The organism is Ruegeria sp. BG9 (genome assembly GCF_056538305.1).
Window position 1 is genome coordinate 314,856 of sequence record NZ_JBQFSY010000001.1, and the last position, 13,477, is coordinate 328,332.

Genomic DNA, 13,477 nt, shown 5'->3' on the forward strand with positions numbered 1-13,477 from the left:
AGCCCCCATGCAAGCTCACAAAGCCGTCCAGCCACCATCGACCGAGATCGTCGTACCGGTGATCTGCGCAGCCGCATCCGAGCAGAGGAACTGAACCGTTCCGCCCAATTGCTCGACCGTGGCGAACTCCTTGGACGGTTGCCGCTCCAGCATGACGTTCTTGATCACGTCCTCACGGCTCATGTTGTATTCCTTCATCGTGTCGGGGATCTGCGCCTCGACCAGAGGGGTCAGCACATAGCCCGGACAAACCGCATTGCAGGTGATCGGCTCTTGCGCGGTTTCCAATGCGACGGCCTTGGTCATGCCAACAACACCATGCTTAGCCGCCACATAGGCCGCTTTGAACGGAGAGGCCGTCAAACCATGGGCCGAGGCGATGTTCACGACGCGGCCCCACCCGCTCGCGCGCATCAACGGCAAGGCGGCGGCGGTTGTATGGAAGGCCGAGTTCATATTGATCGCAATGATCGCGTCCCATTTGTCGATCGGGAACTGGTCAATTGGCGACACATGCTGAATACCCGCATTGTTCACCAGAATATCGCAGGAGCCCGCCTTCTCGATCAGGGCGCGACATTCATCCCCTTTGGACATATCGGCCTGAATGTAGCGCGCGTTGGTACCCGTCTCTTTCGAAATCTCTGCCGCCAATGCGTGATCTTCATCCCGATCTGTGAACGAGTTCAGAACCACATCCGCCCCGGCCTTCGCCAGCTCGCGCGCGACGCCCAGACCGATGCCCGAATTCGATCCCGTGATGATTGCCGTTTTTCCCGAAAGGCTCATGACTGCATTTCCTCTGAGTTCACCTGGCACGCAGAGTGCCATGCTGCAACTGCAAAGAAAACGGGGAACTGCAGAATGAATGGCTGCAAATCTGCCAAAAAAAACGCCCGCACGAAGCGGGCGTTAAGTTATTGAGGCAGGTTTCATACAGGCAAGAAACCTATCGAGCAGTGAGACCTTTATAAGCAATTCTGCGCTTTCGTCCAAGCTAAAAGTTTGAAAACAAGAAAAATCATCGCTACGATGAATCCCAACAAAATAAGGCCAGAGCAGGATTGTTTCCAAAATGAGCCCGTATTTTTCACACCCGCTTCGTGGTTTGGCAGCGGGAATCGCCCTGCTTTTTGCGTCCTCACTGGCACAGGCAGAATCGACTCATGGCATAGCTATGTATGGCGACCCGGCACTACCACCGGATTTTGTGTCTCTACCCTATGCGAACCCAGAGGCGCCCAAAGGCGGCAAAGTCGTTTTCGGAAACACTGGCGGCTTTAACAGTTTGAACCCGTTTGTGCAAAAAGGCACCCCTCCGTGGCAGTTAAGATTTTGGACCCACGAGAGCCTGATGGGAAGGTCTTGGGACGAACCTTTCACTCTTTACGGGCTGTTAGCCGAATCGGTTGAGACTGCGCCAGACCGCTCTTGGGTGGAATTTACCCTCCGGGAAGAGGCTCGATTCTCCGACGGAACCCCGGTCACAGTTGACGATGTAATCTGGTCTTTCCAGACCCTCGGGACCGAAGGGCATCTGCGCTATCGCGGTCTCTGGTCCAAGATCGACCGCATCGAACAAACCGGCCCGCGCTCGGTCCGGATCAGCTTTAACGAAGCTGACCGCGAACTTGCGTTGATCGTAGGCCTGCGCCCAATCCTTCAGAAAGCCCAATGGGAGGGGAAGGATTTTGCCGACGCGCAGCTGCACGATGTCCCCATCGGCAGCGGACCCTATGTGGTCGAAGATTACGAGGCCGGGCGCTATGTGAACCTGCGTCGCAATCCGGACTATTGGGGCGCTGATGTTCCGTTTCGCCGTGGCACGATGAATTTCGATGACATCCGGATCGAGTTCTACGGCGATGCCACCGTCCTGTTCGAAGCCTTCAAAGCCGGAGAGCTTTCGGCCGTGCGTGAGTTCAATGCCGACACATGGGATACACAGTACAGCTTCCCCGCCGTTCAGCGCGGTGATGTGATCAAGACCGAGATCCCGCATGGCAAACCCTCGGGCATGACCGGGCTGGTGATGAACACCCGCAAAGCCCCGTTCGACGACTGGCGCGTGCGCGAAGCCCTGATGCTGGCCTTCAATTTTGAGTTCATCAACGACACGATCACCGGCGGCGCGCAGTCGCGGATCTCATCCTATTTCTCGGGCTCTGATCTGGCGATGCAACCCGGACCAGCGACTGGTCGCGTTGCAGAACTGTTGGCGCCTTACAGCGCAGACCTGATCCCCGGAACGCTTGAAGGCTACGCCCCACCCGAGGGCGACGGCTCGGCCCGCAATCGCGCGAATCTGCGGCAAGCGGCAAAACTGCTGGCCGAGGCTGGCTGGACCATACAGGACGGCGTACTGCGCAATGCAGCGGGTGAGTCGTTCCAGATCACCGTTCTGCTGCAACAGGGCGAAGGTGAGATGCAGACAGCGGTCGAGATATACACCCGTGCGCTGGAACGTCTGGGCATTCAGGTCACGACCGAACGTGTCGACAATGCCCAATATACCGGACGTGTGTCTGAGCTGGATTTCGATATGACCCCGTTCCGCCGCGCCCTGTCCCTGTCTCCGGGCAATGAACAGCGCCTCTATTGGGGCAGCGAGGCCGCCGATGCGCCGGGCACGCGCAACCTGATGGGCGTCGCGTCACCGGCTGTGGACGGGATGATTGACGCCATGCTGGCTTCGGAAAGTCGCGAGGATTTCGTGGCCGCCACCCGTGCCCTCGACCGGGTTCTGACGGCGGGCCGATACGTGATCCCGATCTGGAGCTTCGACGTCGGCCGCATCGCCCATGTCAGCGCTCTGAAATACCCCGAGACCCTGCCGATCTACGGCGATGGCCCGCAATACATGCCCGAGGTCTGGTGGTACGCCGATTAGAACCACGCGCATAGGGTGTGACGCACCGGACCTGGCACCTTATGCACGTGGAGATCGGCAAAAACTGGCACATTCCGCGATGAACAAAATCATGAGCTCATAGCGCAAAGCGCCCCTATATATGGGCATTTCACCGGATTTTGCGCCAAACCCGCCGCGCAAACCTGACTCTGATCGGCATAATTCTGATCAGGCCAGGGGTGCGACATCTTGTCATGTCTTACGCAACGTTAACTCCTCCGTACCCTACTCGTAGGGGAGAGCCGTCCTGAAACCCGAAGAAGGAAAGCTCGCAGATGCTGAACTGGACCGATCTGACACAAGACTGGAACGCGTGCTACGCCCGCGCGAAACGCCGTTTTCCCAACCTGAGGGACCGGGATATGCCGCGCGTCGGCAAGGATCGCAAACAGTTCGAAGCCTATCTGGCCGAACGCCATCACCTGACTGTCAATGAAGCCCACGAAGAGGTCGAAGATTTTCTGTTCACGGAATCGCTGAACCGTGAACTGAACTGACCTTAGGCGAGCGACGTCACCCAGAGGATGGTCGCATCCTCGTCGCTAACCGAAATCACATTATGCCCCATGCTGCCGTCGTAATAGGCGCTGTCGCCCCGGCGCATCTCTACAGGTTCGTAGAATTCGGTATACAACCGCACGACGCCGGTCAGGACATACATGAACTCCTCTCCGTCATGGCGCACCCAACCTTCGAACTCATCCATCGAACGGGCGCGGACGCGGGCGCGATAGGGGAGCATCTGCTTTTTGGTCAGGGTTTCGGCTAGAAGTTCATGTTCATAGGTTGCCGTGGCATGTGCGGCCCCCTCGCCGGACCGGGTCACGGCCATACGACCAATCACCTGCTCACGCTGCGGCGGGGTAAAGAGCTGAGGCACCGAGATCTCCAACCCGATGGCCAGCTTTTTCAGCGCATCGTAGGTGGGTGACATCTGACCATTTTCGATCTTGCTGAGCGTCGAACGCGCCAGACCGGCCTGCGAGGCTGCCTGCTCCAGCGTCCAGTTGCGCGCCTTGCGCAATTCACGCACGCGGGCACCCAGGTCCAAAGGCTCGGGTTCCGTGTGTTCGCCTGCGTCGCGGGCAATGCGGATCAGGGATTTGGGATCTTGGGTACTCATGCCATCGTCTATAGGGTGCACAAGCCGCGCTTGCAACGCGCCATGGGCCGGGTTAGCCAGTTGCCATGCTGTCAATCTTCGATCAGGGGCCACCGACGCCCTGCCCGACCCCGTTCAATCTGGCCGCTCATGTGCTGGGCAAGGCGGATGAGTTGGCCGAAAAGACCGCCCTGTCCGTTCTGCGTCAAAACGGGTCCGAAGACTGGAGCTATCGCGCATTGAAAGCCGCCGTTCTGGGAACGGGTCAGGGCCTGTTACAGGCCGGGCTTCGCCCCGGAGACATCGTGCTGATGCGGCTTGGAAACACCGTTGAGTTTCCCATCGCCTACCTTGGAGCCATCGCCGTCGGTATCGTTCCTGTTCCGACTTCATCGCAACTGACCGAGCCGGAAACCGCGCGGATCATTGCGGAGCTTTCGCCCGCCGCCATCTTGCGCGACCCCTCGGTGGCCTGTGCCGAACACCCCAATCAGATCCATCTGGATGACCTGATCGCCATGCATGACCTGCCGCCCGCGGCGTTCGATATGGGCGACCCCGAGCGTCTGGCCTATGTGGTTTATACCTCGGGCACCTCGGGCAAGCCCCGCGCAGTCGCCCATGCTCATCGCGCGATCTGGGCGCGTCAGATGATGGTCGACGGCTGGCACGGTCTGACTGAGAAGGACCGCTTGTGCCACGCGGGTGCGTTCAACTGGACCTATACGCTGGGCACCGGGCTTATGGATCCGTGGACGATCGGAGCCTCGGCCCTTATCCCTGAACCCGGCACCGATATGTCTCAGCTGCCGCAAATGCTGCGCCAGAACCGCGCGACGATCTTTGCTGCGGCACCGGGTGTTTTTCGAAAGATGCTGTCCGATACGGATCGGATCGAGCTGCCCGATCTACGCCACGGTCTGTGCGCCGGGGAAAAGCTGTCTCGGTCGCTGCATACCCAGTGGGAAACGGCCACCGGAACGGAGCTTTACGAAGCGTTCGGCATGTCCGAATGTTCGACCTTCATCTCGTCCAGCCCGACCCATCCTGCGCGCGGGGATGCCCTCGGACAACCGCAACCGGGTCGCCGCGTGGCGATCCTTGGGCCGGAGGGACCCGTGCCGCAAGGGGCTGAGGGGACCATCGCCATTCACCGCTCTGACCCCGGCCTGATGCTGACCTATCTGAACGCCCCCGACGAGGCAGCCGCCAGACTGCAAGGCGACTGGTTTCTTACCGGTGATCAGGGCGCCATGGCCGTTGACGGGCAGATCACCTATCTGGGGCGCGACGATGACATGATGAACGCAGGCGGCTACCGCGTCTCGCCGGTTGAGGTCGAATCCGTCCTGTCCCGCTTTCCCGGCATCACCCAGGTCGGGGCCGCTGCCGTCGAGGTTAAACAGGACACATTTGTGATAGCGGCCTTCTACTCCGGCCCCGATAGACTGGACGAAGACGCTCTGCACGCCTATGTCCAAGCCAATCTGGCGCGCTACAAACAGCCGCGCGCCTTTGTTCATCTTCCCGAGTTGCCAACCGGCGGCAACGGCAAACTCCTGCGCCGCGCGTTGCCGGCCTATTTCAAGGCGTCCACCTGATGACCCAGACCGTCAAACTTGATATCCTGTCCGATCCGATTTGCCCGTGGTGCTACATTGGCAAAACCCATCTGGATAAGGCCTTAGCAAAAGTGCCGGACCATCCGTTTGTGATCGAGTGGCACCCGTTCCAGCTGAACCCCGACATGCCCGATGCCGGCATGGATCGGCGCGAATATCTGGAACGGAAATTCGGCGGCAAGGACGGTGCGGTGCGCGCCTATGCGCCCGTGGTAGAACATGCCGAGAATGCGGGCCTCAAGATCGACTTTGAGGGGATGAAGCGTACACCAAACACGCTGGACGCGCATCGCCTGATCCACTGGGCCGGGATCGAAGGCAAGCAGAACGCCGTTGTCGATGCTCTGTTCGACGCCTATTTCGTTCAGGCCCGCGATATCGGCGACCCGGAGGTCCTGTCCGACATCGCCGATAGCGCTGGCATGGACGCGGCAGTGGTAATGAAATTGCTGAAATCTGACGCCGACCGTGAGGATATCCGCAACCGCGACACCCACTCACGCGAGATGGGCGTCAGCTCGGTCCCGACCTTCATTGTTGCCAATCAACATGCCGTTCCGGGCGCGCAACCTCCTGAAATGTGGGAGAAAGTGATCGGAGAAATCATGTCTCAACTTGAGGCTTCCTCTGCATAGAAGCACAGAGGTCTGTGCGAAATTCCGGTCTGGCGCAACCTGATCCGTCGTGATAGCGCGATCAGGTAAGGAGTCCCCATGACCAACCGCATGTCTCGTGGAGAGTTCATTGCGCTGATCGCAATGATGTTCTCGACCATCGCCTTTTCGATCGACTCGATGCTGCCTGCCCTGCCCGAGATCGGCGCGCAGCTCAGCCCGGATGACGTCAATCGCGCGCAGCTGATCCTGACGTCTTTCGTGCTTGGGATGGGGATTGGCACGTTTTTTACCGGCCCTCTGTCGGATGCGTTTGGCCGCAAACCGGTCATCTATGGCGGTGTCGCGCTTTATATTGCGGCCTCGGCCGTGGCTTGGGCCAGTTCCTCGCTTGAACTCGTTCTGGCGGCCCGCGTGGCACAGGGGCTGGGCGCGGCAGGTCCGCGCGTTGTGGCTATGGCTGTCATCCGCGATTTGTACTCGGGCCGGATCATGGCGCGCATCATTTCGATCGCAATGCTGCTGTTCACGCTTGTACCCGCCGTGGCACCCATGTTGGGGGCCGGAGTGATCGCCCTGTTCGGCTGGCGCGGTATCTTTATGTCTTTTATTCTGTTCGCCGTGATCGTCTGCGTCTGGATGGGAACCCGCCTTCCCGAGTCGCTGGCCGTAGAAAACCGTCGCCCCTTCCGCCTGCCGCTAATGGTCGCCGCAACGAAAGAGATGTTCGCCCACCCGACTGTGCGCCTGTCGATCATGGTGCAAACCCTGTGCATGGGGATTTTGTTCACCATGCTGACCATGGTTCAGCCCGTCTACGACGTGATCCACGACCGAGCTGAGAGCTTTCCGTTCTGGTTCGGGTTTGTCGCTCTTATGTCCGGATCGGCCAGTGTATTGAATGCGGCCCTCGTGGTGCGCGTCGGCATGCGCCGCATGGTAACATGGGCGCTCGGGGCGCAGATCGGCATCACGGCGCTGGTGATCGTGACCAATTCCTTCCCGCTTTCGCCCGACGCCTCGTTTGGACTGTTTGTTGCCTGGCAAACCACCGTGTTCTTCATGGCGGGTGTCACCATGGGCAACCTGAACGCCATCGCGATGGAGCCGATGGGGCATATAGCCGGAATGGCGGCCTCTGTCATCGGCTCGGTCTCGACAGTGCTCGCCGCGGCCATTGCCGCCCCGGTTGGGCTACTGTTCGACGGCTCAATCATGCCTTTGACCACCGGCATTCTGACCATGTGTATTGTGGCCTTTAGCCTAATGATCCACATGGGGCGCATCGAAAACAGACTGCTCGCCTGAGGATTTTCAGCCCGGATCAAACGCGCTACGCTGTCCCGACCAACATGGCGGAGGGTCAGTTATGAGTGAGTACTACGATCTGGGCACCTATTCCTGCCCTGTTTCAACAGCATCCGCTGCAGCCCAACTCTGGTTCGACCGAGGGCTGGTCTGGACCTATGGCTACAACCATGATGAGGCCGTCGCCTGCTTTGAGAAAGCAGTCGAACATGACCCAAACTGTGCCATGGCGCATTGGGGCGTCGCCTACGCGGCTGGCCCGAACTACAACCTGCCGTGGGATTTGCAAGATGACCGGGGACGGCAAAAAGCCCTGACCAAAGCCTTTGACGCCACGCAAAAGGCGCTGAGCCTAACCGATAGCTGTACCGAGGTTGAAAAGGCTCTGATCCACGCCCTGCCGTCCCGGTATCCGCAGCGCGACACGACCGAGGGCATGCATGAGTGGGACTATGATTTTGCCGACGCGATGCGCGCGGCCTTCGAGGCTCAGCCAGATCATCTGGACCTGCGTACAATCTATGTTGAGGCGCTGCTCAACCTGACGCCGTGGCAAATGTGGGACCTGTCAACTGGTCAACCCGCCGACGGGGCCGCCACGCTTGAGGCGCAAGAGGCGCTAGAATGGGCTATGCAGAACGACACCGACGCCATGTCTCACCCCGGCCTTCTGCACCTGTACGTTCACCTGATGGAGATGTCCCCAACCCCCGAAAAGGCCCTCAAAGCGGGCGATATCCTGCGCACTCTGGTCCCGGATGCAGGCCACCTTGTGCATATGCCGACGCATATAGATATCCTCTGCGGCCACTATCAGAACGTGGTGCATTGGAACCAGAAAGCCTCGGAAGCTGACCTGAAATATTATGAGCGTGAAGGGGCGTTCAACATCTACACCGGCTACCGCCAGCACGACTATCATTTCACCATCTATGGCGCGATGTTTCTGGGTCAGATCGAACCGGCCCTGCGGGCCAACCAAGGTATTTGGGACACGACCCCCGAAGAGATGTTGCGCATCGAGAGCCCGCCCATGGCGGATTTCTTCGAAAGTTACATGTCCATGGGGCCTCACATCCTGATCCGCTTTGGCCGATGGGAGGAGGCAAAAGCGCTGGCGCTACCAGACGACCCCGACCTGTACCTCACGCTTACGGCAACCACCTACTACGCCCGCGCGCTTGCTTTCGCCGCGACTGGCAATGTGCCCAACGCCGAAGCAGAGGAGCAACTGTTCCTCAAAGCCAAAGCCCGTGTGCCCGAGGCTCGGCGATTGCACAACAACCGCGTCATCGACCTGCTGGAGATCGCAACCGAAATGCTGCGCGGTGAGATCGAATACCGAAAGGAAAACTTCGGTCTCGCCTTCGCCCACCTGCGCCGATCTGTCGAATTGGACGACACGTTGCCCTACGACGAGCCTTGGGGATGGATGCAACCCACCCGCCACGCGTTGGGCGCGCTGCTCTTCGAACAGGGCCATTTGACCGAGGCGGAAGCCGTATACCGAGAAGATCTGGGCCTTGGCGGAACCCTCAGCCGCGCCTCGATCCATCCGGACAATATCTGGAGTTTGAAGGGCCTGCATGATTGCTTGAAAGCACGCGGCGATACAATTGAGCTACCTCAGATCAAACAGAGGCTGGATTTGGCCCTGGCAAGGGCCGACCGCGCAGTCGCCGCATCCTGTTTCTGCGCCCAGTCCGCCATGCGGACCTGAGTCGCGCTGCGCGCGATGCCTCCGGCGGAGGTATTTTTAGCCAGATGAAGTCTGGATCGCCTGCTTCATCTGGCCGGAAATATCCCAGGGGAGTCGCGGCTTGCCGCGGCGGGGGCAGCGCCCCCTTCCCCGCTATCCGCCTGTCTTGGCCTTTTTTCTTTCGGCCACTACTTTTTCAGCGAGGTCGCGGGCAATCGCAAACGCGCCTTTGATCTTGTCGCTATCTTTCTTCCAGTCGCGCCGCACAACGATTTTGTTGTCTTTGACCTTCGCCATGCCGCGCTGGTTCTGGATGAATTCGACCAGCCCTTGGGGCGAAGCGAATTTATCATTGTGAAACTGAATCGTCGCCCCTTTCGGTCCACCATCCAGTTTTGCGATACCCGCGCGCTTGCACATGGCCTTGATACGGACGACCAGCATCAGGGTGTTCACCTCTTTCGGCAAGGTGCCGAACCGGTCAATCAGTTCCGCGGCAAAGCCCTCAAGTTCAACCTTGGTCGAGAGCGATGACAAACGGCGATAGAGGCCCAGGCGGACATCGAGGTCGGGCACATAATCCTCGGGGATCAGAACCGGTACGCCCAGATTGATCTGAGGCGCCCATTGGTCATCGGCGTCCGACAGCCCTTCCATCTCACCGGCCTTGATCTTGGCAATCGCCTCTTCCAGCATCGACTGATAAAGTTCATACCCCACATCGCGCATCTGGCCGGATTGTTCTTCGCCCAAAAGATTTCCGGCCCCGCGAATGTCGAGGTCCTGACTGGCCAACGTGAACCCGGCCCCCAGCGTGTCGAGCGAGCCCAGAACCCGTAGGCGCTTTTCAGCGGTGGCGGTCAGTTTCTGGCGCGGCTTGGTTGTGAGGTAGGCATAGGCGCGAGTTTTTGACCGCCCGACCCGGCCTCGGATCTGATAGAGCTGCGCGAGGCCGAACATATCGGCCCGATGCACTACCATTGTGTTGGCGGTAGGGATATCCAGACCGCTCTCGACAATCGTCGTCGCCAGAAGCACGTCATACTTGCCGTCGTAGAACGCATTCATGCGGTCGTCGAGTTCACCCGCCGCCATCTGCCCATGAGCGACGACGTAAGCCAGCTCTGGCAGTTGTTCTTTCAGGAATTCTTCGATCTCGGGCAAGTCCGAGATGCGCGGCACTACATAGAAGCTCTGCCCGCCGCGATAGTGTTCGCGCAGCAAAGCCTCGCGGATCGTCACCGCGTCGAACTCGCTGACATAGGTGCGGATGGCCAGGCGGTCGATGGGCGGCGTACCGATGATTGACAGGTCGCGCACGCCAGTTAGTGACAGTTGCAGCGTCCTGGGGATCGGCGTTGCGGTCAGGGTCAGGACGTGAATGTCCGAGCGCAGCTGTTTCAGGCGCTCTTTGTGGCCGACGCCGAAATGTTGTTCCTCGTCGATGATCAGCAGGCCGAGGTTGTTGAAACGGATACCTTTCGCCAGCAGAGCATGGGTGCCGATCACAATATCGACTGTCCCGCGCGCTAGCCCGTCTCGAGTCTGTTGCGCCTCTTTCGCCGAAACAAAACGCGATAGCTGCCGGACCTCAAGAGGGAAGCCTCGGAAGCGTTCCTTGAACGAGGCCGCGTGTTGACGAGCCAGCAGAGTGGTCGGCGCAACGACGGCCACCTGAACCCCGGACATGGCGGCGACAAAGGCCGCGCGCATGGCGACCTCGGTCTTGCCAAAGCCGACATCCCCACAGATCAAACGATCCATTGGCGCGCCGGAATGCATATCCTCCATGACTTCCGAGATCGCCCGCAACTGATCGTCCGTTTCCTGATAGGGGAAGCGCGCGCTGAACTCCTCCCATGCGTGGGGCGGTGGGTCCATAACGGGCGCTTTGCGCAGGGCGCGTTCGGCCGCGATGCGGATCAGCTTGTCCGCCATCTCGCGGATGCGCTCTTTCAGTTTGGCCTTTTTCGCCTGCCACGCGCCGCCGCCCAGACGGTCCAGCAGCCCTTCGTCATGGCCGTATTTCGACAGCAGCTCGATATTCTCGACCGGCAGGTACAGCTTGGCCGCTTCGGCATATTCCAGCAGCAGGCATTCGTGGGCTGCACCCGCTGCTGTGACGACCTCCATCCCCATGTAGCGGCCGATGCCGTGGTCAATATGAACGACCAGATCGCCGGGGCTGAGGGATTGGGTCTCGGTCAGGAAGTTCTCGGCCTTGCGGCGTTTCTTGGGCTGGCGGATCAGGCGGTCGCCCAGCACGTCCTGTTCGGCGATCACGGTCAGATCCGCCGTCTCGAACCCATGTTCCAAGGCCCAGACAGCGAGATGGAGGCCCCTTTTGCCGATGCGTGTACCATCGGTGACCGGTATGGCTTCGGCCAGACCTTCATCCTCGATCAAGCCGGTCAGACGTTCGCGCGCGCCTTCCGAGTAAGATGCAATCAGCACTGGCCCCTTGTCCAGCTTGCCCTTGATGTGGTCCGCCAAAGCGCCAAACAGGCTGATGCTTTCCTGCTGACGCTCGGGAGCAAAGTTCCGCCCGATCCGCCCGCCCGCATCGATCACGCCGGGGCCGCTGGCTTGCGGAAGAGGGCTGAAATGCAGCACCCGGCGATCACCAACCGCGTCTTCCCAAGTGGCGTCATCCAGATACAGCAGCCCGGGCGGTGTCGGCTTGTAGACCGTGTCCATGCGCGAGCGGTTTTCCAGCGCCAACCGCCGTGTCTCATACTGGTCGGCAATCGTATCCCACCGCGCCAGACGCGCGGGTGAGACCTGATCGTCCAGAGAAATCGTCGCCTCTGGCAGATAGTCGAACAGGGTTTCCAGCTTTTCGTGGAAGAAAGGCAGCCAATGTTCAATGCCCTGATGTTTGCGGCCCGCACTGACGGCCTCGTAGAGTGGATCATCCGTACCCGCCGCACCGAATTCGATGCGATAGTTCTGGCGGAATCGGGTGATGGCCGCCTCGTCCAGAATAACCTCGGAAACGGGCGCAAGTTCGACCAGTTCAAGCTTTTCGGTGGTGCGTTGCGAGACCGGATCAAAACGGCGCGCGCCGTCCAGAACGTCTCCGAACAGGTCCAACCGGACGGGGCCGGATTCTCCCGGAGGGAAGATGTCGATGATCCCGCCCCGGATCGCGTAGTCTCCGGGTTCCATCACGGTGGGGCTTTGGGTGAACCCCATCCGCACCAGAAACTTGCGCAGAGCGTCTTCGTCCACACGTTGGTTGACGCGAGCGGTAAAGGCGGCCTCGCGCAGAATCTCGCGCGCCGGCACGCGTTGGGTCGCGGCATTCAGTGTGGTCAGCAGCACGAAACGCTCGGGCATCTGATGGGCAAGCGCTGATAGCGTCGCCACCCGCGCTGCGGCAATATCCGCGTTGGGCGAGACCCGGTCATAGGGCAGACAATCCCAACCGGGGAAAACGAAAACCGGCATGTCGGGGGCAAAGAACGCAAGTGCTGCCCGCATCCCCTCCAACCGCTTGTCATCGCGCGCCACATGGCATACCGGCCTTCCCGAACGCGCGATCTCGTTCAGCACAAGCTGCGCGTCATACCCTTCGGGGGCGCCGCCTACTGTCACGTGGTTCGGAGCCTTCATCCATGACCCTTTCAGATTTCGCTATCCCAGAACGCTGATCGAAAAGTTCTGATACATGCCCCACATCGAAGTGGCCAGTATCGAGATCATGCCGATGATCTGCGTATACAGGCGGCATCGTGACAACGTCTTGGCAACGCGCTCCAAAGTCAGTTCGTGCCGCCGCAAACGGCGTGCGTGGAAGATGTTGATGAAGGTCACGATCACCAGGGGGAACAACAGCAGAAACACGGCCTGCGCAAATTCGACCCAATAGTAAAAACCCAGCGTCGCCAATGCAGTAAAGACGAAACAGGCCATTGCCAGCATCACCATGCCCGACACCTCTACATAGTAGATTATGCGGTTGGTGTTGATGCGCACGATGTCCAGCAGGTCGACCTCAAGCTGGCCGCCAACGCGGCGGGCGCGGACCACCATGTCGTAGGGCACCCCCATCGACCAGTGACTGGCCGAAGACCAAGTGACCGCCAGAACAATCCAGAACCACAGATTCGAAAAGCTGCGCATGTCGATGAGTTCGAAAATCGTAGAGTACCAGTCCAAACGCAGCCCTTTATTCACAATCCTCAGGGGGTTCTGTCGCTATGGCGCGTCCATTGATGC

General features: G+C 59.7%; 10 protein-coding genes. 6 read left to right on the forward strand and 4 right to left on the reverse strand.

Annotated elements, in window-relative coordinates:
- Positions 1-15 precede the first annotated feature (15 nt).
- Entirely contained in the window at positions 16-789 is a 774-nt protein-coding gene (locus ACR0I8_RS01590) for a 3-hydroxybutyrate dehydrogenase (protein ID WP_170688745.1), read from the reverse strand.
- A gap of 286 nt (positions 790-1,075) precedes the next feature.
- On the opposite strand from ACR0I8_RS01590, the gene ACR0I8_RS01595 reads away from it, so the two are divergent.
- Both ACR0I8_RS01595 and ACR0I8_RS01600 read left to right on the forward strand, forming a co-directional pair.
- The gene (locus tag ACR0I8_RS01595) at positions 1,076-2,890 is read left to right on the forward strand and encodes an extracellular solute-binding protein (protein ID WP_170688746.1); all 1,815 of its coding nucleotides are present in this window, start codon (positions 1,076-1,078) and stop codon (positions 2,888-2,890) included.
- Positions 2,891-3,186: 296 nt separating this feature from the next.
- Entirely contained in the window at positions 3,187-3,408 is a 222-nt protein-coding gene (locus tag ACR0I8_RS01600) for a hypothetical protein (protein WP_170688747.1), read from the forward strand.
- A gap of 2 nt (positions 3,409-3,410) precedes the next feature.
- Here ACR0I8_RS01600 and ACR0I8_RS01605 read toward each other — a convergent pair whose 3' ends face one another.
- Positions 3,411-4,034 carry a helix-turn-helix domain-containing protein gene (locus ACR0I8_RS01605; protein WP_170373845.1) on the reverse strand — a complete coding sequence of 208 codons (624 nt, stop codon included), beginning with the start codon at positions 4,032-4,034 and terminating at the stop codon, positions 3,411-3,413.
- 65 nt (positions 4,035-4,099) lie between these two features.
- On the opposite strand from ACR0I8_RS01605, the gene ACR0I8_RS01610 reads away from it, so the two are divergent.
- From ACR0I8_RS01610 to ACR0I8_RS01625, 4 genes are all read left to right on the forward strand, one after another.
- Positions 4,100-5,614: a class I adenylate-forming enzyme family protein gene (locus ACR0I8_RS01610; protein WP_170688748.1), complete on the forward strand. Its 1,515-nt coding sequence runs from the start codon at positions 4,100-4,102 to the stop codon at positions 5,612-5,614.
- Entirely contained in the window at positions 5,614-6,270 is a 657-nt protein-coding gene (locus ACR0I8_RS01615) for a DsbA family oxidoreductase (RefSeq protein ID WP_170688749.1), read from the forward strand. The genes ACR0I8_RS01610 and ACR0I8_RS01615 overlap by 1 nt, the downstream gene beginning before the upstream one ends.
- 78 nt (positions 6,271-6,348) lie before the next feature.
- A complete protein-coding gene (locus tag ACR0I8_RS01620) occupies positions 6,349-7,557 on the forward strand; it encodes a multidrug effflux MFS transporter (RefSeq protein WP_170688750.1) in 1,209 nt (402 codons plus the stop codon).
- A gap of 61 nt (positions 7,558-7,618) precedes the next feature.
- Positions 7,619-9,277 (forward strand): tetratricopeptide repeat protein, encoded by a 1,659-nt coding sequence (locus tag ACR0I8_RS01625; RefSeq protein ID WP_170688751.1) that lies wholly within the window; start codon positions 7,619-7,621, stop codon positions 9,275-9,277.
- A 132-nt stretch (positions 9,278-9,409) separates the two neighbouring features.
- On the opposite strand, the gene mfd is transcribed toward ACR0I8_RS01625, so the two are convergent.
- Positions 9,410-12,871 carry a transcription-repair coupling factor gene (gene mfd / locus ACR0I8_RS01630; protein ID WP_170688752.1) on the reverse strand — a complete coding sequence of 1,154 codons (3,462 nt, stop codon included), beginning with the start codon at positions 12,869-12,871 and terminating at the stop codon, positions 9,410-9,412.
- Positions 12,872-12,892: 21 nt separating this feature from the next.
- Positions 12,893-13,417: a component of SufBCD complex gene (locus ACR0I8_RS01635; protein WP_170374333.1), complete on the reverse strand. Its 525-nt coding sequence runs from the start codon at positions 13,415-13,417 to the stop codon at positions 12,893-12,895.
- Between the last annotated feature and the right edge of the window lie 60 nt (positions 13,418-13,477).

Excerpts from the sequence above, each read along its gene's own strand:
- ACR0I8_RS01595 (WP_170688746.1), top strand. The coding sequence starts at position 1,076 with ATGAGCCCGTATTTTTCACACCCGCTTCGTGGTTTGGCAGCGGGAATC.
- ACR0I8_RS01625 (WP_170688751.1), top strand. The coding sequence starts at position 7,619 with ATGAGTGAGTACTACGATCTGGGCACCTATTCCTGCCCTGTTTCAACA.
- ACR0I8_RS01600 (WP_170688747.1), top strand. The coding sequence starts at position 3,187 with ATGCTGAACTGGACCGATCTGACACAAGACTGGAACGCGTGCTACGCC.
- ACR0I8_RS01590 (WP_170688745.1), bottom strand. The coding sequence starts at position 789 with ATGAGCCTTTCGGGAAAAACGGCAATCATCACGGGATCGAATTCGGGC.
- ACR0I8_RS01605 (WP_170373845.1), bottom strand. The coding sequence starts at position 4,034 with ATGAGTACCCAAGATCCCAAATCCCTGATCCGCATTGCCCGCGACGCA.
- ACR0I8_RS01620 (WP_170688750.1), top strand. The coding sequence starts at position 6,349 with ATGACCAACCGCATGTCTCGTGGAGAGTTCATTGCGCTGATCGCAATG.
- ACR0I8_RS01610 (WP_170688748.1), top strand. The coding sequence starts at position 4,100 with ATGCTGTCAATCTTCGATCAGGGGCCACCGACGCCCTGCCCGACCCCG.
- mfd (WP_170688752.1), bottom strand. The coding sequence starts at position 12,871 with ATGAAGGCTCCGAACCACGTGACAGTAGGCGGCGCCCCCGAAGGGTAT.
- ACR0I8_RS01615 (WP_170688749.1), top strand. The coding sequence starts at position 5,614 with ATGACCCAGACCGTCAAACTTGATATCCTGTCCGATCCGATTTGCCCG.